Origin of the sequence: Streptomyces sp. NPDC052299, assembly GCF_040679335.1 — a bacterium.
Lineage (GTDB): Bacteria > Actinomycetota > Actinomycetes > Streptomycetales > Streptomycetaceae > Streptomyces.
The window spans coordinates 1-22,945 of sequence record NZ_JBFAUP010000033.1 but is presented as its reverse complement, the minus strand read 5'-3'; the positions used below and the strand labels follow the sequence as shown (position 1 = coordinate 22,945).

Annotated in this window: 11 protein-coding genes and 1 pseudogene; 10 read left to right on the top strand and 2 right to left on the bottom strand. The window is 66.4% G+C overall.

The features are described 5' to 3' along the window. Positions 1-2: 2 nt before the first annotated feature. From AB0L33_RS33550 to AB0L33_RS33510, 9 genes are all read left to right on the top strand, one after another. Complete coding sequence (locus AB0L33_RS33550; protein ID WP_365687372.1) at positions 3-9,911, top strand: amino acid adenylation domain-containing protein; 9,909 nt, start codon at positions 3-5, stop codon at positions 9,909-9,911. Between the two features lie 87 nt (positions 9,912-9,998). Then, positions 9,999-11,075, top strand: coding sequence for a branched-chain amino acid aminotransferase (locus AB0L33_RS33545; protein ID WP_365687370.1), 1,077 nt, complete (start codon positions 9,999-10,001; stop codon positions 11,073-11,075). Positions 11,076-11,310: 235 nt separating this feature from the next. After that, the gene (locus AB0L33_RS33540; RefSeq protein ID WP_365687368.1) at positions 11,311-12,954 is read left to right on the top strand and encodes an ABC transporter ATP-binding protein; all 1,644 of its coding nucleotides are present in this window, start codon (positions 11,311-11,313) and stop codon (positions 12,952-12,954) included. After that, positions 12,951-14,714 (top strand): ABC transporter ATP-binding protein, encoded by a 1,764-nt coding sequence (locus AB0L33_RS33535; RefSeq protein ID WP_365687366.1) that lies wholly within the window; start codon positions 12,951-12,953, stop codon positions 14,712-14,714. Before AB0L33_RS33540 ends, AB0L33_RS33535 begins: the two co-directional genes overlap by 4 nt. A gap of 154 nt (positions 14,715-14,868) precedes the next feature. Beyond that, a complete protein-coding gene (locus AB0L33_RS33530) occupies positions 14,869-15,624 on the top strand; it encodes an SDR family oxidoreductase (RefSeq protein ID WP_365687365.1) in 756 nt (251 codons plus the stop codon). A 41-nt stretch (positions 15,625-15,665) separates the two neighbouring features. Continuing rightward, positions 15,666-17,063, top strand: coding sequence for a condensation domain-containing protein (locus AB0L33_RS33525; RefSeq protein ID WP_365687364.1), 1,398 nt, complete (start codon positions 15,666-15,668; stop codon positions 17,061-17,063). 63 nt (positions 17,064-17,126) lie between these two features. Continuing rightward, positions 17,127-17,429 (top strand): Dabb family protein, encoded by a 303-nt coding sequence (locus AB0L33_RS33520; protein ID WP_365687363.1) that lies wholly within the window; start codon positions 17,127-17,129, stop codon positions 17,427-17,429. A gap of 115 nt (positions 17,430-17,544) precedes the next feature. Continuing rightward, complete coding sequence (locus AB0L33_RS33515; RefSeq protein WP_365687362.1) at positions 17,545-18,171, top strand: prephenate dehydratase domain-containing protein; 627 nt, start codon at positions 17,545-17,547, stop codon at positions 18,169-18,171. Between the two features lie 85 nt (positions 18,172-18,256). Next, the gene (locus tag AB0L33_RS33510; RefSeq protein WP_365687361.1) at positions 18,257-19,324 is read left to right on the top strand and encodes a protein kinase family protein; all 1,068 of its coding nucleotides are present in this window, start codon (positions 18,257-18,259) and stop codon (positions 19,322-19,324) included. A 6-nt stretch (positions 19,325-19,330) separates the two neighbouring features. On the opposite strand, the gene AB0L33_RS33505 is transcribed toward AB0L33_RS33510, so the two are convergent. Then, positions 19,331-20,647, bottom strand: coding sequence for a hypothetical protein (locus AB0L33_RS33505; protein WP_365687360.1), 1,317 nt, complete (start codon positions 20,645-20,647; stop codon positions 19,331-19,333). A gap of 50 nt (positions 20,648-20,697) precedes the next feature. After that, positions 20,698-20,937 carry a phosphopantetheine-binding protein gene (locus AB0L33_RS33500; protein ID WP_365687359.1) on the bottom strand — a complete coding sequence of 80 codons (240 nt, stop codon included), beginning with the start codon at positions 20,935-20,937 and terminating at the stop codon, positions 20,698-20,700. A 480-nt stretch (positions 20,938-21,417) separates the two neighbouring features. Between AB0L33_RS33500 and AB0L33_RS33495 the strand changes: the two are divergent. Then, positions 21,418-21,894: pseudogene (locus AB0L33_RS33495) on the top strand (ATP-binding protein); the annotation flags it as partial. Between the last annotated feature and the right edge of the window lie 1,051 nt (positions 21,895-22,945).

Sequence of the window (22,945 nt, the reverse complement as noted above, 5' to 3'; positions counted from 1 at the left end):
ACATGCGCCCTTCGTACGATGAATCCGCCCGGACCGCAGGGACCACGGTGCACCACCTCTTCGAGGAGCAGGTGAGGGAACAGCCTGCGGCCGTCGCCATGACCTACGGCGATGTGGAACTGACCTATCAGGAGGTCGACGACCGGGCGAACGCACTGGCCCGCGTCCTGAGGCATGCACATGCGGTGGGTCCTGAGTCCTTGGTGATGCTGTGCCTGGACCGCAGCTCGTACGTCCTCGTCAGCATGCTCGCGGTCCTGAAGGCGGGCGGCGCCTACGTCCCGGTCTCCCCGGACAGCCCGAACGACCGGATCGCGCTCCTCATGACGGAGACCGCCTGCCCGGTGGTGCTGACGGACGGCATCCACCAGGCACGCCTGGCGGACGTCGTCCGGACCGCCGTCCCGGGCGATGTCCAGGTCCTCACCGTCGACGAGGAGATCCTCACCCGGCCGCCGCTTCCGTCGGACGGGCCGGCGCAGTGGGCCCCCGCCACGGCGGACCAACTCGCGTACGTCATCTTCACCTCGGGCACGAGCGGCCGGCCCAAGGGCGTGATGGTCGAGCATCGATCCGTCGTCAACTACGTCAGGAACGTCGGCGCACACCTGGGTCTGACCGCCGCCGACACCTGCGACTACTCGACCCCCATCAGCTTCGACCTGACGGTGACAACGACCCTTGCCTGTCTCGCGCTGGGCGGCCGGGTCGCCGTCCACGACAAGCCGGTCCAGGACATCGACGCCTACAAGGAGTTCCTGGTCGGCAACGACGTCACGTTCGTCAAACTCACACCCGGCTACTTCGCTCTGATCGCGGATGGGCTGCACAGGACCCGGGTCCGAACCGTCATCCTGGGCGGGGAGAAGCTGCAACCGGCGGTACTGGAGAGGATCCGCACCCGGCCGGGGCAGGACCTGACGGTGTACGACGAGTACGGCCCGACCGAGGCGACCGTGGGGACATGCGCGGGAGTGGTCCATCCCTTGCCGGCCGGCGAGGTTCCGAACATCGGCCGTCCTTACGACAACTGCCAGGGCCACGTGCTACGGCCCGACGGCCGGCCGGCGCGAGTCGGCGAGCTGGGGGAGCTGTTCATCGGTGGGGCCGGCGTGGCCCGGGGCTATCTGCACCAACCGGAACTCACCGCCGACCGGTTCCATGAGAACCCGCTCCCGGCACAGGACGATCACGACGTCCCCGCTGCCACCGGCCGCGGTGACCGGCTGTACCGGACGGGCGACCTCGTACGCCGACTTCCCGGCGGTGACTTCGAGTACGTCGGCCGCAATGACGACCAGGTCAAGATCCGGGGATTCCGTATAGAGCTCGGTGAGATCGAGCATGCGATCCAGGCCCACGGTGACGTGGAGCAGGCGGTCGTCGTCGCCTGCGCCGTCGGGGACGAACAGAGGTCGCGTGCGCTGGTCGCCTACGTGGTGGCCGGTGAGTTCGGATGTTCGGAGCAGGAACTGGCGCAGTACCTCAAGGGCATACTGCCGCCCTACATGGTGCCTGCCGCGTATGTGCTTCTCGACGCCCTTCCGCTGACTTCGCACGGCAAGGTGGACCGCAACGCCCTGCCCGAACCGGAGCAGTTCAGTCGGGAGACATGGGTGAGCCCGCGTACCGACCTCGAACGTGAGGTCTGCGGGATCTGGTCCGAGCTGCTCGGCCGCGACGGAGCACCGGTCGGGATCACCGACGACTTCTTCAAACTGGGCGGTGACAGCATCGTCGCCATCCAGCTGCTCAGCAGGCTGCGCCGAAGGTTCGGTGTCCACCTCCGGGTCAACGACGTACTCGGTCACACCACCGTCGAGTCCTTCTGCACACTCCTGGCACGCGAGTTGGGCGAGGGTGCCCGGACCGACGGCGAAGTGGTGAGCGAGCCGGCGGCGCCGGCGGGCGAGATACCGCTCCTGCCGATCCAGAAGTGGTTCTTCGACCGGGAGTTCGCGCGTCCGGACCACTGGAACCAGGCGTTCCTCGTGGCGACCCCGCGTCTGGCACCCGACCGGCTCCGACAGGCCGTGCACGAGCTCGGAAACCGGCATGGTGCCTTCCGCCTCAGATACCGGTACGGACCCGACGGCGAGCCCACGCAGCACCACACGGACAGCTTCCGGCCCACCGACCTGGTCCTGGCATCGGCCGCCGGGAACGAGGACCTCCAGGAGCTCCTCACCGCGTGGCAGAGCGACTTCGACCTGCGCAGCGGCCCGGTCTACCGCGTCGGCTACATCGACGGGTTCCCGGACGGCAGCGCCCGGGTGTTCGTCGCCTGCCATCATCTGATCGTCGACGCCGTGGGCTGGCGCGTCCTCGCCGACGAGCTGGAGGCGCTCTACCACGGCCGTGCTCTGCTTCCGCTCGGCAGCGGCTACGGGCAGTGGAGCGCGGCCGTCCAGCAGTACGCGGACGGGCAGGCAGCCGAACGGGAGTACTGGCAGCAGGCTGTCGAGGGGATCGGCCGGAAGGGCGACGAGGTCCTGCGCGGCCTTGTGATCAGCGAGGACACGCGGACGGTGTCCGAGCTGACGCTGGACCAGGACACCAGCCGTCGGCTGCTGCGAGAGAGCCACCACACCTTCCGCACCCAGATCAACGACCTTCTTCTCACCGCGTTCTCGCACGCCCTTCGCGATCTCACCGGCGAGGCGACCCACCACATTCTCCTGGAGGGGCACGGCCGCGAGGAGATCGGCCCACAGCTGGACGTGTCGCGCACGCTCGGCTGGTTCACCACGATGTTCCCCGTGCGGCTTTGCGCGGGGCCGGACCTCCTCGCCGACCTGCGCGACATCAAGGAGACGCTGCGCGCGATCCCGGCGAAGGGCATCGGATACGGCGCCCTGTACGGGTACGACGACAGCCGGCTGCCGCGTATCAACTTCAATTATCTCGGGCAGCTCGACAACGACGAGGCGACGAGCCCGGAGACTCGCTGGCGGATCACCCGCGAGCACGTGGGCGCCGCCGTGCACCCGGCCAACCACGACGGCAACATCATGACGATCAACGGCTGGGTCGTTGACGGCCGGCTCACCTTCTCCATCGTCAACAAGCTCGGGCAGGAGATGGGCGACCACTTCGCCGACCGGTTCGAGCAGTCACTGGTCGGGCTCGTCGAGGCGCTGTCGGGCGCGGGGCGGACGTACCTCACACCGTCCGACGTGAACCACGTCATCTCTTCGGAGTACCTCGACGCACTCCAGGCCGATCGCGAGATCGACGGAGTCTTCCTGGCCAACAGCCTGCAACAGGGCTTCATCTACCACGCCGTCACGCAGCACGGGACCGACGACGCCTACAACGTCCAGATGGTGTGGAGCTACGACACCGAGATCGATCCGCGGCTCCTGCACGAGGCGTGGCTGGGCGCACAGCGTAAGTACCCGAGCCTGCGGTTGCGCTTCGGATGGCAGGACGAACTGGTCCAGGTCATCGACGCGAAGGGTGCTGTGGACTGGCGCTACTACGACCTGAGCCGCGAGCCCCCCGACGGCCGGGCCGAGTCACTGCGTGGGATACGGGACGCGGACCGGGCCGAGCCCTACGCCCTCGACGGCGGCTCGCTGTTCCGGATCCACCTAGTGCGGCTCGGGGACGGGCGCTACAGCTGCCTGTTCAGCCATCACCACTCGATCCTGGACGGCTGGAGCATCACCGTCCTGCTGGGCTTCGTGCACGACAGCTACCAGGCGCTGCTCGCCGGAACCCCGGTGAACGCCACCCCCGATCGTGGCTACGGGGCGGCACAGCGGTACCTCCAGGAGCACCACCGGGACCACGTCGGGTACTGGCGTGAGTACCTCTCCGGCTACGAGGACCGGATGAATCTGTGGGGACTGCTGAACTCCGCGGCGCGGGCAGCCGGTGTGCGGACCGACGAAGTCCGGCGGGTCGAGGACAGGCGCGAGACCTCTCTCACCGTGTCCGGAGAACTGCTCGGCGAAGTACGCAGGCTGGCACAGGACGCGGGGATCACGTCGAACGCGCTCTTCCTCACTCTGTGGCACAAGGTGCTGGCCTGCTACGGAGGATCGCGGCAGACGATCACCGGCGTCGTCGTCTCCGGCCGGAACATCCCGGCCAACGACATCGACCGTACGGTTGGACTGCTGATCAACACCCTGCCGCTGGTGGTGACGGCCGGTGCTCCGGATGAGCTGATCGTCGACACCCTCCACGACGTGCAGAGCCGGATCAATGAGCTGAACGCCCGGAGCACGGTGAACCTGGCCGCGTTGCATGAGGGTTCCAACCGGCTGTTCGACTCGCTCTTCATCTACGAGAACTGGCCCAGGATCAGCCCCGACGGCTGGCAGAAGACGCTCCGGGTGCGCAAGGAGGGCGAGTACGAGAAATTCGACTACCCGCTCTCCGTGGTCGTCTCCGACACGCCCGACAGCATCGGGATCCGTCTGGTGTACGCCGCCGAGCTGTTCGACGCGGAAACCGGGGAGGGGATGCTGCGGATACTGGGCAACCTGCTGGACGGAGTGGTCGCGGACGCCCGCCGGCCCTGGCGGGAGATCCAGCTGCTGACCGGGGAAGAGCGCGCGGCGGTCACCAGCCTCCTCGACCCGCCGGCCGCGCAGCCCGCCGTCGCGGGTACCTTCCTCGACCGCTTCGAGACACAGGCCGCACTACGGGCCCGGCACACCGCCGTGAACTGCGAGGGCGAGAGTCTCACCTACCAGTGCCTCAACGAACGTGTCAACCGGCTCGCGCACCTGCTGGTCCGGACACACGGCCTGGAGCCGCAGGAGCCGGTCGTCGTCTGCATGAACAAGGGCATCGACCTCCTGGTCTCGATGCTCGCCGTGCTCAAGGCGCGTGGTGCGTACGTGCTGCTCGACCCGAGCTATCTGGACGAGCGGATCGCCTATGTCCTGAATGACACCAGGGCGAGGGTGGTCCTCACCACGCACCGCGACACGGCCCGCCTGGCCGGCCTCGGCGACCCGCACCGGACCCGGTCGGTTCTCGCGCTGGACACCCCCGGGACGGCCGCCGCGCTCGCGGCTTCGGAGCCCGCCGACCCCGTGGCGCGCGCCGCCGCCGACGACCTGATGTACATCCTCTACACCTCCGGCACCACAGGTGACCCCAAGGGAGTCATGGTCGAACACGGGTCGTTCGACCTGCTCGTCTCCCAGACGGGCGCGCAGTACTTCGCGGACAGAGAAACGGTCAGCACCTGCAGCCTCACCAATCACGTGTTCGACATCTTCGGTCTTGAATACGGTCTGCCGCTGAGCACCGGCGGCACCGTCGATCTCGCGGCCGGGATCCCGGACACCCTGAACTGCGCGCCCTACGACTTCGTACAGGTGACGCCCACGGTGTCCGATGTGCTGCTGGACCGCCTGACGCACACCGACGGCACGCTGCTGCTCGTGGGCGGCGAGAAGATGGACCCGGAACTCCTCGACCGGGTGATGGCGGCCTCGCTGGACCTCGTCCACGTCTACGGTCCGACGGAGACGACGATCTGGTCCACGTCCCGGTTCTACGGGCACGCGCAGCCGCGCGGCGGGCTGCCGGTCGACCTCGGCAGGCCGTTCGGCGGTGAGACCGTCCATGTCCTGGACGAATTCCGGCGGACGCTGCCCGTGGGTGCGATCGGTGAACTCCACATCGGCGGTGGCGGACTGGCCCGTGGCTACCTACGCAAGGACGACCTCACCGCCGAACGGTTCGTGACCGCGCCGTCGGCCACCGAGGGCGCGGGCGCCCCCTCAAGGCTCTACCGCACGGGAGACCTCGTGCGGCTCCTCCCGGACGGAGTGCTGGAGTTCGTCGGGCGCAACGACGCCCAGGTCAAGATCTACGGACACCGGATCGAGCTCGGCGAGATCGAGGCGGCCCTGCTCCGTCTTCCCGGGATCCGGCAGGCCGTTGTCGTCGTCAGGGACATCGGCCGCACGGTACTCGTCGGCTACTACGTCGCCGATCGTGCCCCGGACGCCGACGAGCTGACCGGCCACCTCCGGCGGACGCTGCCCGCGCACATGGTGCCGGCCGCGTGCATACGCATCGACGCCCTGCCGCGCACCATCAGCGGCAAGGTGGACCGCGCGGCCCTGCCCGAGCCGGATTTCGTCCCTCGGCGGGAGCCCGCACCGCCCCGCTCGCGGCTCGAAGCCGATCTGTGCCAGGCCATCGCCCGACTGCTCGGGCTGCACGCGGACGAGGTCGGCATCGACGACGACTTCTTCGAACTCGGCGGCAACAGCATCCTGTCCATCCAGCTCGTCTCGGCGCTGCGCCGCGAACTCGGCCTCCAGGTGTCCGTCGCGCACCTCCTGAAGAACCGTACGGTCAGGAGATTCGTCGCCGGTCTTGAGATCCGGCGCTCCCAGCCGGCCGAGGTCACGCCCACGGTGTTCGACCGGCCGGAGGACCAGCTGCTGTCCTTCGCGCAGGAGCGTCTCTGGTTCATCGAGAAGTTCGAGCGCGGCACCCATGCCTACAACGTGCCACTCGTCCTGGGCGTGGCCGACGACGTGGACCGCGACACCCTGCTGTCCGCCGTGCGCGCGGCGGTCGAACGCCACGAGACCCTGAGGACTCTCATCAAGGAGACCCCGGACGGCGTCGGGTACCAGCTCGTGCGGGACATGGACGATGTGCCGCCGGTCTCCGTCGTGCGTGTCCCCGACCACGAAGCCTTCCGCGAGAAGCTGAGGGAAGACGTACACCGGGTCTTCGACCTGGCGGACGAGGGTCCGCTGTACGTGCGGCTCTACGAGGTGGAGCGGCCCGCGGCCCGCTGTCTGACGTTCGTGATCCATCACATCGCGTTCGACGGCTGGTCGACCGATGTGCTCCTGGAGGACCTGACGTCGACGTACGCCCTGCTGGAACAGGTTCCGCCGGGGGCCGCTCCCACGGGCCCGCCGCCTGCCCCGGAGCTGAGCTACAAGGAATTCGCCGCCTGGCAGCGGCAGTACCTCACCGACGAACGGGTCGATGAACTCATCCGGTTCTGGGAGGGAAAGCTCCTCGACAGCACCGGCCTCGATCTTGTTCCGGACCACCCGCGACCGGACAGCATCGACTACCGAGGCGACGACATCTACTTCACCGTCGACGCGGACGTGTCGCGCGGGCTGCGAAAGCTGGCGCAGGAGCTGCACGTCAGCCTCTTCAGCCTGCTGATGGGCGCCCACCACCTGGCCCTTCGCTGCTTCAGCAACCAGAACGACATCGTCGTCGGTGTGCCGGTCGCGAACCGGGACCACCCCGAGCTGGAGAATCTCGTCGGCTTCTTCGTCAACACCTTGCCCCTGCGGGTGCGCATCGACCCGACAGCGACGGTCGTCGATCACATCGGGGCGACCTCGCGCGAAGTCATGGACCTGCTCCTGCACCAGGAACTGCCCTTCGAGCGACTTCTGACGGCGCTGGACATCCCGAGGGACACGAGCCGCCACCCGATCTTCCAAGTACTGTTCAGCGTGCAGAGTTTCGGACATCCCGGGCACGGGCGGGGCGTACGGCAGAGCCGGATCCTGCGGACGACGGCGGAGAGCCGAGACGTGTACAAGGTCGCGAAGTTCGATCTCAGTACCTACGTCGACGACTCGCGCGAAGAGCTTGAGGTCGATGTCAACTACGCCACGAGCCTGTTCGACCGGGTGACGGCCGAGAGTTTCGGCAAGACCTACGTGCACCTTCTGCGGCAGATCGCGGACCTCGCCGGGGACGAACCGGCGCGGCACCGGCTCTCGATCGCGAACCTGACGTATCTGGACCGGGCCGGGCGACGCGACGTGATGGAGAACTGGAGCTTTTCCGAGCCGCGGTACGACGACACCGCCGTCCGGCACGAGGCGTTCGGGAAACCTGTACGCCGGAACCCGGACGGGCCGGCCACGCAGCCGACGGCCGCCCCCGCGACCGGCGTCACGGCCGCCGGCCCGGCCTACGTGCTGGACAGCGAACTCCGGCTGCTCCCCGTCGGGGCCGTAGGCGAGCTGTACATCGGTGGTGCGGGTCCGACGTCCGGGTACCTGGACCAGCCGGGTCCGACCGAGGCACGGTTCATCGACCATCCCTTCCTCCCGGACGCCGACCCCGGCGACGCCCACCCGGACCGCTCCGGGAACAAGCGTCTCCACAAGACCGGCGAACTGGTGCGATGGAACCCGGACGGCAGCCTCCGGTACCTGGGCCCCGACGACCTCCGGGCCCGTGCGCGCGGGCAACGAGGTGAACTCGGCGAGATCGAAGACGCTCTGTCCGGCCATCCAGCGGTCTCCGAGCGCTGCGGGGACGGCAGGTTCATCGCTCCCCGCAACGACGCGGAGGCGGAGGCCCGGACCATCATGGCCGACGTCCTGGCCATGGCGCCCGACAGGATCAGCGTGCACGACGACTTCTTCGGACTGGGCGGAAACAGCCTGTTGTCGATCAAGCTGGCCGGCCGCCTGACCTCCGCATGGGACATCGACATCAGCATCGCCTCGGTCTTCCGGCACCGCTCGGTCGCCGGTCTGGTGGAGAGCCTCGCCACCACGGCCGCCAAGCCCGTGCCGATCGAGTCGATCCCGCGCTCGGACGAGTCGCGGCAGCCGCTCTCGTTCGCACAGGAACGGCTGTGGTTCATCGACCAGTACGAGCGGGGGACGGACGCGTACAACGTCCATCTTCGCTACGAGGTCCTGCCGGGCGTGGACGTGGAGCTGCTGGAACGCGGCTTCCGCGCCATCTACGAACGGCATGAGGTGCTCAGGACGGTCATCCGCAAGACCTCGGGGGCCGAGCCCCACCAGGTCGTACTGGACCACCACCAGGTTCCGCTCGTCATCCGGAACGTCGCCGTCACCGACGAGGACGAGCTGGCCGCCGGTTTCAGGGCGGAGGCCACCCACCATTTCGACCTCGGTGAGGAAGCGCCCTTCCGGATCACCTTCTACCGGCAGGGCGAGGGCAGCGCAGCACGGGTGTTCGTGAGCGTCCTGGTCCATCACATCGCTTTCGACGGCTGGTCGGCCGATCTCCTGCTCCAGGAACTGGCGGCGTTCCACCACTGCTACAGCCGGTTGGAAGCGGGCACGCAGGCCTCGCCTGACGTGCCGGAACTGACGGTTCAGTACCGTGATTTCGCGATCTGGGAGCGCCGCCGGCTCAGGGGCGACCGCCTCGAAGAACTGCTGGCCTACTGGCGGAGCCACCTGGCGGGAAGGGCGCCGCTGGAGCTGCCGACCGACCGGCCGCGGCCCGAGAAATGGGACTACCGCGGCGGGCAGGTCGTCATCGAGCTGGACGAGGAGACCACGCAGGCGCTGCGGCGGCTGGCGCGGGAGATGGGCGTGGGCCTGTTCAGCGTGCTGCTCGCCGCCTACTACCTGTTGCTCCAGGCGTTCGCGAACCGTGACGACCTCGTCGTCGGCATTCCGGCGTTCAACCGGAACCACTGGCAGACGCGCGACCTCATAGGCTACTTCGTCAATTCGCTCGCGCTCGACCTGGACATCGATCGCGAGGACGAGGTGGAGACGCTGATCAGGAAGGTCTCGGCTCGCCTGCTCGAAGCGCAGGAACACCAGGAACTGCCGATCGAGCAGTTGGTCGGTCATCTGAACCTGCCACCCGATCCCGGCCGCCACCCGCTGTTCCAGGTCTGGTTCGACGTGAACGCCTTCGGCGAGGTGGCCGCGGACCGGCCGCCGAACCGGGTTCTCCGGCGCACGGACGATCACCACGGACCCGAACTCGGCGCGGAGGCGGACCCGGCTTCCAAATTCGACCTCGGCCTGGTGGTCAATGACGGCGGGCAGAAGCTCGTCTGCACCTTCGGTTACGCCACGAGCATGTTCGAGCGGACCACCGTGAGCAGGCTCGCTGCCACGTACCGCTCCATCCTCGACCAATTCGCAGTCACAGAGAGGAACTGACGTGCCGCACCCGGCATGGCCCGAGACCACCACCATGGCCGGGCAGAGCGATCCGTCCAGCAGTACGTCCCCCGCGGGAGGAAGGCCATGAGCGCCGGATTCGCACTGTCCCGGACCGATCGTCCGGTGCCGGAGTCCGAGCGCGCCAGGATTCTCGCGGAACCCGTGTTCGGCTCGCACTTCACCGACCACATGGCATCGGCCGCATGGACCGCGCAGGACGGGTGGCACGACCACAGGATCCGCCCGCTCGAACCCTTCAGCCTTCACCCCGCGACCGCTGTCCTGCACTACGCGCAGGAGATCTTCGAAGGCCTGAAGGCGTACCGCCATGCCGACGGCAGCGTCTGGCTGTTCCGGCCGGAGGCCAACGCCCGCCGCTTCGCCCGCTCCGCCCGCCGCCTGGCACTGCCTGAGCTGCCGGCAGCGGACTTCCTCGCCGGTGTGGAGGGGCTGATCAGGGCGGACGAGTCCTGGGTTCCCTCGTCCGACGGCGAGCGGAGCCTGTATCTGCGCCCCTTCATGTTCGCCGCCGACCCGTTCCTCGGTCTCCGGCCCGCCACGCAGGTGGTGTACGCGGTGATCGCGACCCCGTCGGGCTCCTACTACTCCCATGGCATCACTCTGTGGGTGAGCGATCAGTACGCCCGAGCGGCCAGGGGCGGGACCGGTGCGGCCAAGTGCGGTGCCAACTACGCGGCGGGGCTGGCCGCGGAGATCGATGCCCGGGAGCACGGCTGCGACCAGGTCCTGTACCTGGACAGCGCGGGGGAGGGGACGCTGGAGGAATCAGGCACGATGAACCTGTGCCTGGTCACCTCCGACGGAGAGCTGATCACACCCGCGTCGGGCACGATCCTCGACGGAGTGACCCGCGACAGTGTTCTCACCCTAGCCGCCGGCTTCGGCCTGGCCCCGGTGGAACGGACGGTCACGCTGGACGAGCTGCGCCGCGGAGCCGCGGCTGGCACCATCACCGAGGTGTTCGCCGTCGGGACGGCCGTGGTGGTCACACCGGTCGTCGCCTTCAAGGCAGACGGCTACGAGTTTGTCATCGGCGACGGCACCCCCGGGAAACAGACGATGGCCATGCGAAAGCACCTGCTGGACATCCAGCACGGCCGGGCGGAGGACGGCTTCGGCTGGATGAGACGAGTGCTGTGAGGAGGGTCGTGTCCGGGCGCCGCGCGGGCGCAGAAGCGGTGAGTCCGACGCGTGAGCCGACGGGAGCAATATGAACAGCCCTGCATCAGAGGCATCCATCACTGATGTCCAGGCCGACGCACGGCCCGAACGCCGTGCGAAGGCGACGACTCGTCCTGCGCCGGAGCGGACGGAACCGGTCCCCGGTTCCGCTTCGCGGCTGCTGCTCCGGGGGATCCGTCGCAACGGATCCGGCGTGGCACGTTCCTTCGTCCTGCTGGCCGCTTGGCAGCTGTCCGAGGCGATGGTGTCCGTGGTGGTGGGCCTGAGCATCGACCACGCGGTGGCGGGCGGTGGCGTCGTCGACCTTGCCGGGGCGGCCGGTGCGCTGGCCCTCGTCTTCGCCTCGCTGATGTTCACGTACCGCTACGGTGCCGCCGAGGCGTTCCGGATCGACCAGGGGGAGAGCCACCGGCTCCGGGGCGAGATCGCACACCACGTCCTTCGGCCCCTCGGCGCACGGACCGGCACCCTGCCCGGCGCCACCCTCTCCCTGGCCACCGCCGACGCGACGAGCGTCGGAGGGTTCACCCGGTCCGTGGGCTATACGTTCGCCTCGGCGGTCGCGGTGCTGGTGAGCGCGGTCATTCTGCTGCGCATCGACATCGCGATCGGGCTCGTCGTACTGCTCGGTGTGCCGATCGTGCTGGCCGTCATCCAGTTCGTCACGCCCGTACTGTCCCGTCGCAACCTCGACCAGAAGACCGAGATCGCCAAGACCAGCGGCGCGGCGGCGGACCTGGTGCGCGGCCTGCGCGTCATCAAGGGCATCAGCGCGGAGGACGAGGCCGCCGCACGCTACCGGGTACGAAGCCAGACCGCCAAGGCCGCGGGCATCCGGCTCGCCGGCTCCTCCGGGGTCCTGGAGGGCATGTCCACCGGGCTCAGCGGAGTCTTCCTGGCCGGTGTCACCCTGCTCGCGGGCCACCGGGCACTGGACGGAGCCATCACGGTCGGGCAACTGGTCGCCATCGTCGGCCTCGCCCAGTTCCTCGCGGTGCCCGTCCAGGCGCTCGGCCGGGTCGGCGCGCAGGTGGCGTCCGCGTACGCCTCCGCCTCCCGCATCGTCGAGTTCCTGCACAAGCCACCGCTGCTGGCCGATGGCGTCGCGGAACCGCCGGGCGGCTCGGCACCGGTGATCTCACTCAAGGACGTGACCACCGGCGCGCTGAACGGATTCACCCTCACCTCCCGGCCCGGCGAACTCCTCTGCCTCGTCGTGGACGATCCGGCCGTCGTCGCCACTCTGACGGGCGTGCTGGCCGGAGAGACACGTGGCGAGGAAATGACCGGCGAAGTCCTCCTCGACGGGGTCGCGTCAAGCGACCTCAGCATCCGAGCCCGCGCCGAGCGCCGCCTGGTGAACCCCCATCACACCGAAATTCTGGAAGGCACGTTGCGCAGCAATCTCGATCCGGACGGCCGGTACGGCGACACCGGTCTGGCGGACATCATCGGCGCGGCGGCGGCACAGGACATCGTCGCCCTCGACGAGCTGGGCCTGGACCAGCCGGTGACCCCCTCCGGTGCGACCTACTCCGGTGGCCAGCGGCAGCGCATCGCGTTGGCCCGTGCCCTGGCGGCCGACCCCCCGATCCTGCTTCTCGACAACCCGACGACCGCGGTGGACGTGGTCACCGAACAGGACATCGCGCTCGGCATCCGGGCCCTGAGACACGGCGCCATGAGCACCCGCACCACCTGGATCATCACCACGAGTCCCGCCCTGCTGGCCCAGGCCGAGCGCGTGGTGCTCGTGGAAGGCGGTCGGGTCGTGGCGGAGGCCACGCATCGGGAACTGCTCGGCCGGCCCGGGTACCGGGAGCTGGTGCTGCGATGAGCCAGGACCTGCTGCCGATCGCGACCCACCGGGAGACCTTCGCTTTCCTGGGCCGCATGGCCCGGGCGAACCGCTGGGCGACTGCGGCCGCGGCCCTCACCATCGTTCTGGCGAGCGCCGCCGGCGTCGTGTCGCCCTGGGTGCTGGGCAGCGTGGTCAATGACATCCGTGCAGGGCGCGACACCATCCTCTCCTCGGCGCTGATCATCGCTCTCGCGACAGTGGCGGCCGCGGTGCTGGGAGGCCTGTCGGCGGTTGCGCTGGCGCGGGCGGGCGAGCCGGCCCTGGCCGAACTGCGCGAGCGCGTACTCGTCCGGGCGTTGCGGCTTCCTGCGGACCGGATCGAGCGGGCCTCCACCGGAGACCTGCTCTCGCGGCTCTCCGACGACGTGCGGACCGTGTCGGAAGGGCTGAAGGGCGTCATTCCCATCGTCCTGGGCTCGGCCGTCACGGTGGTGTTCACCTCCGCGGGCGTGCTGGCCCTGGACTGGCGACTGGGCCTGGCCATGCTCGCGTCGGCGCCGCTCTATGTGCTCGGGCTGAGGTGGTTCCTGCCACGCTCCGGGCGCTTGTACCGCGAGCAGCGGATCGTGCAGGGAGAGCGCGCCGAGGCACTCCTCGTGGGAGTCGACGCCGCTCCGACGGCGCGGGCCTTCGGGACGGGTGACGCACTGCGCCGGCGGATCGAGGTCACCTCCGGCCGGGCCGCGGACGTCTCCGTCTCCGTGTACCGGCTCACGCTCCGTTTCCTGAACCGGAACAACCTGGCGGAGTTTCTCGGGCTGGCGGCGGTCCTCGGTCTCGGGTTCGTCCTGGTGCGGCACGGCCTCACCAGCGTCGGCGCGGTGACCGCGGCGGCGCTCTATTTCCTCCGTCTCTTCACCCCCATAGGAGGACTGCTCTTCACTTTCGACCAGTTCCAGGCGGTCGGCTCGGCGCTGGCCAGGCTGGTGGGCATCGCCACGATGCCGGCGGAGTCGGATCCCGCCCCGGCGGTCGGCCCGGGAGAGGTCGTTCTCTCGGGGATCACCCATCAGTACGCGCCGGGCAGACCGGTCCTGCGCGATGTCGACCTGCGGATCGCGGCCGGTGAGCGGATTGCCCTGGTCGGCGCCACCGGAGCCGGCAAGACGACGCTGGGCGCGATCGCCGCCGGCGTGCTCCGGCCGACCCATGGCACGGTGACGGCGGGCGGGCTTCCGTACGGCCCCGAGCGGGCCGGTTCCGGCTCAGGTGTCTTCCTGGTGACCCAGGACATCCATGTCTTCGCCGGCAGCGTACGGGAATCGCTCACGCTGGTGCGGCCGACGGCCTCGGACGAAGAGATCCGCGACGCACTGGCGATGACGTCGGCGGACCGGTGGGTCGCGGCGCTCCCCGACGGCCTGGAGACGGTCATCGGCGATCACGGGCATCAACTGACGCCGGATCAGGTACAGCAACTCGCCCTGACCCGCATTGTGTTGAGGAATCCCTGGTTCGTCGTCCTGGACGAGGCGACCGCGGAGGCCGGTTCGGCGGGCGCACACCTGTTGGACAGAGCCGCCGAGGCGGCGATGGAGGGCCGGACCGCATTGGTCGTGGCGCACCGGCTCTCCCAGGTGCGATCGGCCGACCGCATTCTCGTGATGCACAAGGGCGTCATCACCGAACAGGGAACTCACGACGACCTGCTCGCGATCGACGGTCGTTACGCGACGCTCTGGCGGGCCTGGTCCGATCACCGTTCGCCGGCCGATCGGCCAGGTGGGCACGGCTGACACGCCTGACACGCCTGACACGGCTCGGGAGCGTCCTGGTGCCGGTGTACCGCAGGCAGGGGACGGCGTATCCCCGACCGTCCCACATATTCGTACTCGGAGAAGGGGCAGAACGCCGGGGCCCGGCCCACCGGGGCCACGGCGGAGTATCGCCATGAATCTTGAACTGAAGGACAAGGCGTTCGTGGTCACCGGAGGGTCGCGGGGCCTGGGGCTGGCCGCGGCCGGAGAGCTGGTCGCCGAAGGCGCGCGAGTCGTCATCGCGGGGCGCGACGGCGAGCGGGCCGCGGAATCGGCTGCCCGGCTCGGCAGCAGTGCCGTCGGAGTCGCCGCGGACACCGCCGATCCCGCCACGCCCGAGCGGCTGATAGCAACGGCACGTTCCCATTTCGGGCGCTTCGACGGGATGTTGATCAGTACCGGAGGGCCACTGCCGGGAGCTGCTGCCGTCATCACCGAAGCCCAATGGCGGGAGGCGATCGATTCGGTCTTCCTCGGCTCGGTACGGCTTGCCCGGGCGGCGGTGGACCAGCTCCCCGAGGGGGGTGTGATCGCCCTCGTTCTCTCCAGTTCGGTGTACGAGCCGATTCCGGGCCTCGCCATATCGAATGCTCTCCGCCCCGGCCTGGCGGGTTTCGCCAAGTCCCTGGCGAACGAGGTCGGCCCACATGGGATCCGGGTCGTGGGCCTTCTTCCGTACCGTATCTACACCGAAAGGGCCCGCGAAATAGATACGTTGACCGGAGATGCCCCGGAAATCCGCGAGCGCAACTCCGCAGAGATTCCGCTGCGTCGATACGGCACTCCGGATGAGTTCGGCAAGGTGGCGGCGTTCCTGATGTCTCCCGCAGCGTCCTACCTCACAGGCGTCATGGTTCCGGTGGACGGAGGTGGCCTGCGCGGGTTCTGACTACTGAGCCCTCCACCATTCCGAACAGAGAGGAGCAAGACGTGTACTCGACCGACCGGACACGTTTCCTGAATATTCCATTTAGTGGAAACAGATCAGGAACCTTCGTACTCACTTGGGGGCAGCGCTGGATATGGAACTCCGTCTCTTCGCGCGCTCCGTACTACGCAGACCTGAACGACAGCCACATCATCCAGACTCCTGAGCAGTGCGACCTGGACACGATATCTCGTTCCCTCGGTGTACTCCTCAATCGCTATGAAACCTTTCGCAGCAGATTCTCCGTATCGCTCGATGAGCAGCCGTACCAAATGGTTCTGGACAGCGGAAACCTGCGAGTCGAGGTACGTGATGTCGCCGAGGAGGACGCGCGATCGACAGCCGGCATCATCGAGGCGGAGTTCAACAGCATCCCGTTCACGGCGCCCGAAATTTCCTTCCGCGCCGCGGTCGTGACTTCAGGCGGCGTTCCAAAATTTATCGTTCTCTGTGCTTTCCATATGGCCATGGACTGTCATGGGATGGTACTCGCTCTGGAAGATTTTCGATCCTTGGTGGGTGATCACCCGGTCGACGCGGAAGGAGCGGCGGCCGATGACATGGCACATCCGGTGGACCGTGTACGCATGGAAGGGGAACCGAGATCACTCCGGCGTTCGGCCCAAGGAATCAGACTCTGGGAGGAAGAGCTTGCCAAGTTCCCGGACAGCTCGTTCCCGGAACCCGTTCAACAGCCGGAGAGCCCTCGCTACAAGACGTTCGCGATGCACTCCGTCGCCGTGCGTGCGGCATCGCTCGAATTGTCTCTGGAATTGGGCGTCAGTACCGCATCGGTCATTCACGCCATGGCAGCCGCGCTGGTGGCGAAGAGAACACAGAATTGCATGACCGGGTTCATCATGGCCGCGAGTCACAGATACGATCCTGCATCGATGCGCTATCCAGGAACCCTGGTCCAGGGTGTTCCGGTGGCCATCGACGTGTCCCGAAGGACCCCTCGCGAGCTCATTGCCCATACGCATCGCGCGGCGATGCTGGCCGCTCTCGGAGGGCAGTGCGACCCCGTTCACCTGGCCGAATCCATGAGTAAAGCGTATGGACCCGAGGGGATCCGGGCGAGACTGGCATGCACGGTGAACCTCAGCCTGCCCGCTGCCACGCATGCCGCAGATCCCCTTCCTCCGACCGACACAAGGGGACTCACCAGGTCTCAGGCGGCGTGTCTCCTGCACGAGTCCCGGTACGAGTACGTCGAGGGAACCCCCGTGGAGAACGACCGGTTCCATCTCGCCGCGCACGGTTCACCGTCGGACTTCCACATAACTCTCCGAGCCGATACGGCGACACTCACATCGAACGGCATCGTAGATTTTCTCCGAGAATTGGAGCGCTCCGTCATTGATTGTCTTCCGGAAACCAAAACTGAGAGCCGACCGTAGAGCTCGATCGCTGTCCGGTACTCCCATTCAAATGACCCGAAACGATCAAGGGGCGAAAAATAAATGATCCGGCATGTTGTGCTCTTCAAATTTCACAACGGTGTGGACTACGACGATCCGCGCTTCCTCCATGCGGAGGCAGAAATTCATGATCTTCCGAATCATGTTCCTGAAATACTTCAATGGGAGTGCGGACGGAATGTCGCCGAACGGAATATAGCGTATGACTACGCGGCCATCGGAGGCTTCAAGGACAGGAATGCTGTGGAAGCGTACCGCTACCACCCCGTTCACGTGCGCGGCGTCGACAGCTGGCGTGAATTCTCCACCTGGGTGATAGCGGATTTCGAGACCCCATCGCAATGACTGCCGACCTGTCTGCGTGAGAATCGAACGGTGCCATGAAGAATGGTGCGGCAGCTTCCACACCAGTGGACTCCGCACGCGTCCATCCCCCTCCGTTACCATCTCCTCGGGATCGGTGAAGCAATTGCATACCAGAATGCACATGCCGGACGTTCCGGAACCCGCCTTCCGTGGTGAGACGAACCGTGCCGGGCATTACAGGTCCGCGGCTACACTGGCCGATGACCCGGCCGGTCTGACCTGCAGTGTCGACGCGGGAATGAAGTGGGCCGGCGAAGGACGGGCGAGTGCTCTGATCGGATATCCGACATTCGAATCGGCTGCGGAGAGCGTGAAAGCTGGCAGGCACGACGCCTTTTTGGTGGCCGGAGCCTATCCGGAGATCCGGTCCTTCTTCTTCGACCCTGAACTCAAGGCGGTCGAGGCGTTCATAGCCACCCTTCCGGACATGGTCCTCGCGGCTCCCGACCAGAACGCAAATGGTGCTACGGAGTTCTCCAGGATCTATCATCATCCGGCCACTGTCCCGCTGCTGGCGACAATCAACCGTTCCAGCCTCGCCCAGACGGAGCAGGTCACCTCGAACAGTCTTGCCTGTCGTCGGGCCATGGCTGAAACGGGCAAGGCCGCGGCGGCAATAACCAACGCCATATGTGCGGAGCACTACGGACTGAGCGTCATTGATGTCCTTTCGGCCGGAACGCCCATGAGCTTCGTGGTGTTCGAAAGATCGGAAGGCTGAGGGCTGTCGAAGCCAAGAGATACGCGGGGTTCACCGATGAATCGACGGCGGAACCCAGGCGGAGGTAGTAGTGAGATTCCCGGGCATGTCACATGACGCTCGGCTCACCACTCACAGAATGGTCTCCACCTCGCTGGCTCTGTGCGGTGAGCGCGGGTTGCGCGAGCTCGTGGACGCCGCTGCGCCGATCGGCTTCGGCCACGGCGGGAAGTCGGCTCTGCTGAACGTCGCCGGAACCACGGTCTTCGTGAAGCGTGTCCCGCTCACCGACCTGGAGCTGCGGCCGGAGAACGACCGGTCCACAGCGAACCTGTTCGGGCTACCGGTCTTCTGCCAGTACGGCATCGGCGGGCCGGGTTTCGGGGCCTGGCGGGAGCTCGCTGTGCACACCATGACGACGGACTGGGTGGTCAAGGGGGTGCACGAGGGATTCCCACTCCTGTACCACTGGCGGGTCTTGCCCGACTCGACGCCCTTGCCCGAGCAACTGGCCGACATCGAAAGGGCAGTTGCCTACTGGGGCGGCGGGGAGCAGGTACGTCGCCGGATCGAGGCGCTGCGGCAGTCGTCGGCGAGCATCGCGTTGTTCCTGGAGTACGTCCCGCAGAACCTGCACCAGTGGCTGCGCGGGCAGGTCGAATCGGGCGACGAGGCCACCTGCCGGGCCCTCGCCATGGTGGAGAAGGGCCTGATGGAGGGGACCGGGTTCATGAACAGCCGCGGTCTCCTCCACTTCGACGCCCACTTCGAGAACATCCTGACCGACGGCCGTCGCCTCTACTTCACGGACTACGGCCTTGCCGTCTCCTCCCGGTTCGAGCTGTCGCAGGGCGAGACCGGCTTCTTCGACCGGCATCAGACCTACGACCGCTGTTACACCGCCACGTATCTGGTGAACTGGCTGGTCACCGCTCTGTACGGATATCAGCGGGAGGACCGGGAGGGCCGCAGCGCGCTGGTGCGTGCTTTCGCGGAGGGCAAGCGCCCCACGGGAGTGCCCGAGGCGGCCGCAGCGATCCTTGCCCGGTACGCGCCGATCGCCACAGTGATGTCGGACTTCGACCGCAGGCTTCGGTACGAGAGCAGGAGCACCCCCTACCCGCTGGAGGAGATCCGCCGGATCGGACGTGTGTACAGCCCGCCCGCCGACTGACAGAAGTCAGCCGCACGTCAGCGTGGCGAGATCCCGTTCCAGCAGCGTCAGGAAATCTTGTATTTCCGTCGACGTGAAGCACGATGGGTTGGCGAACATCGAGATCTGTACGTCCGACTGTGTTTCAAGAAATTGAATCCAGAAATGAAGATTGCTTCTGCTCACCGGAGGATCTTCCTCCAGTTCTGCGGAACTGTGGCGACGGCCGTTCGCGGGAAGGCGGCTCATCGCATCCAGTTCCCGCGGCTCGCTCAGAAAGTTCGCATGATAAAGGAAGTCATCCGCATCGTGCCCCCGGAGCGAGCCGATCGATTTCTCGACCGAGTTGCGCTCGACCGGGTCGTATGCCCCGTTCTGGAGCGAGCGGAGAATTTCCCGATTCGCGGACCTGCTGCCCACGATTCCATCTTCTGATGTGGAGTCGAAGAGTGCGATGCTGCGCTGCGCCAATATTCCGGCGTAGTCGGCGGTCGAATTATTGTTCCTGTTGGACGACATTACTGGGAGTATGCATTGTGGTACATCGAAGCGTGAGCAGAGGCGTCGGGCCAGCACGCCATAGTATATTGCCGACCTGAGGCTTCTGGTCTGTACCGCAAAACGATCGACGGAGGACAGTACGGCTTGGGACCTGAGTGTGAAATGAGGGAGCGAGTCCTTCGATCCGCCCTTACTGGAAGGTGGTATCAGGGGAGACGAAAGGCCCGACAAGCGATTTTTCCAGTGAGCTATTCCGTTGGAATTTGCGTCACGTCCTTCTTGCGAGGATTCGTAAACCACGCGCTCAAGGGGCTGCGCAGCTGCCGGAATCGACGGGCGCTGCGACAGGTTATGCAGATATCGCGCTCTCAGCACAGCGCCTCCCGCCGCATCCGCCACGAGGGGGCTGGCCACGATGTGAACGCTGTGGAGCGCCCTGTTCTGGGCGAAGAAGGCCACTTGGACAGGTGGGGTCGAACTGTAGTCCATCCGTTTTGCGAGCATTTCTTCGGTCACTTCATGCACTCCATCACCAGGAGGCATGTCATGGATCGCGATTTGTGTCGAATAGTCGGATATGACTGTCTGGGTCGGCTGGTCACCGGTGTCGCAGTAAGTGGTTCTGAGTGTTTCGCAGTCCTCGATCAGCTGAATCAGAGCCCTCACCCCCTCCGGTACCCCCGCCTCTGGCGGAATCGGAATGGTGAGGAGAGTGTTCAGCCGTGCTTGATCATTCCTCAAACTCTGCAGGGTGTCCCACATGGCCCTCTGTGCCCAGGTGAGTGACGACGAGACATTGCCGCGTGCCCCTGGGATGTAAATTTCTTCGATCTGCACCGACATGAGAAATCAGCCTTTCGGGCGGACCGGGGTGGGCGCCGAGGGCATGTGTTTCAGTCTTTCCCGGTTCTTCCTCCGTCGATTGTTTCTGTGAATTCTTTGAAGTTCTCCGCGGCGAGGAGGTCGAGTATGTCGACTTCCCTCCGAAGGGATTCTTCGAGTCGGGTGGCCATCTGCACGGCAAGGAGTGAGTTTCCGCCAAGGTTGAAGAAACTGTCGGAAGCGCTGACCTGTGTGTCGAATATTTCGCTCGCTATATTGATCACTACGGTCAGATCTTCTGTGGACCCCATGTTTCTTCCCTTCTTGGCGAGAATTGTCCGGAATTTAAGTGGAATTTAGCCGGATTGATGGGAAGCGCTTTCTGCGAAGCTATCACAGGGGTGGGTTCATGTCACTGCCGTGTTGGTGATCGTAAGCATTCAGAAGGCCGGTCGAGCGTCGCTGTCATGACGATGTGACAGGCGGTGGGTGGGTGCGGCAGGATCCGTGGTCATGTCGTCGGGGTTGGAGTCTGCGTCGCGTGAGGATCTCCTCGCGGTGATCGGGCTGCTCCAGCGGCAGGTTGAGGCCGCGGAGGCGCGAGCCGGAGCCGCGGAGGCACAGGCCGCTGAACTTGCCGCGGTGAATGAGCGGTTGACTGTGCGGGTGGCGGAGTTGGAGCGGCGTCTGGGCGTCCAGGCACCGCCCCTGCCAGGGGAGCGACCCCACCAGTGCTTGCCGAGCTGGCCACAGCAATGCAGGGTGCAGTCGATGACGCGAACGCCGCCGGAATGAAGAAGAGCCAGTCACTCTGCCTGATCGGCGACTCCGGAACCGGCAAGTCCCACATGCTCATCGCCTTGGGCACCGAGGCTGCGATGAAGGGCTACCGCGTCCGCTACACGCTCGCCACGAAGCTGGTGAACGAGCTGGTCGAGGCCGCTGACGAGAAGCAGCTCAACAAGACCATCGCCCGCTACGGCCGCGTTGATCTTTTGTGCATCGACGAGCTCGGCTACATGGAACTCGACCGCCACGGAGCCGAACTTCTCTTCCAGGTCCTGACCGAGCGCGAGGAGAAGAACAGCGTCGCCATCGCCTCCAACGAATCCTTCGGCGGCTGGACCAAGACCTTCACCGACCCCCATCTCTGCGCGGCCATCGTCGACCGCCTCACGTTCAACGGCACGATCATCGAGACCGGCACCGATTCCTACCGCCTTGCCAGCACTCGCGCACGAACGGAGGAGGCGGCCAAGGCCAGCTGACTTCCCGTGAGCGTGGGGGCCGTGTCACCGTTGATCTCCGGCAGGCTTCAGCCCTCACGCTCTGCCGGTCGTGGCTCTTCTGGATCTCACCTGTCCGTGCCAGCCTGAGGCAGTCTGGGGGACTTGGTGGGGTGGCAGATGGGGGCAGGGTGAGGGACATTGCGGTGCAGGTACATAGCGACTTCGAGGGCCGGTTGAAATGGCGCTCTCGCTATCTGATCCACAGAGCCCGCCGCCGAGGCCGGACCGGGCTGCTGTTGCAGGTGGAGCTGCGTGACCCGCCCCGCAGCATGTCACTCAAGTGGTGCCTGGTGTCGGTTACCGAAGGTGGGCGCCAGCTCTGCAGCGTCGATCGGACCAGTATGAGAAAGGTCCGTTTCATCCCCTTGCCCCCAGGTCCGCACCCACTGCACCTTGAGGTCACGCGGCATCGCAAAGGTCGCTGCACACAGGCCAAGCAGAACGTTGTGCTCGGTCAGGGAGACATTCTCCTGGTGACGTGCGACCCGGTGCAGCCGAACGTCTTCTACCGGTGCAGTCCCGTGGTGGACACCTGGAGTGCGCAGATCCTTCAAGCGGATCTGAACGCCTGATCAGCTGGGGCTCGCCAGGGGCCAGCCCGAGTTTCGCTTCTGCCACCACGTGTTTCGGCGGCCAGCGGCCCTTGCGGGCGGCTGGCCGTCAGGCGCCCGCAGTCGCTCCGGTGCCGTCATTTCTGCTCGACAATTACGGGCCTGTTGATCTCCAACTGACTCCGAAACCGGTCGACAAACGCTGTCCTCAGCAATCGACGAAGCCAAAAGTCAGACCGCGTGCATGCGTCTGCTTCTTCACTTCTGAGCGCATGCTGGCGGTCAGTCATGGTCCTTCCCAGCCTCGTCGGCAGAACCACGCTGCGCTGGTGGCGGCGTCGCTGTCTCGTGCGGGGCGGACGCACATGTGAAGTCGTCCGGCCAGCCCTAGGTGTTCTGTCCCGGGAGGTTGTGGACGGGTGATGCACGTCTCGACTGAGGGATCTTGAATGGGTGAGGGCCTTCCGGGTTCGGTGTGG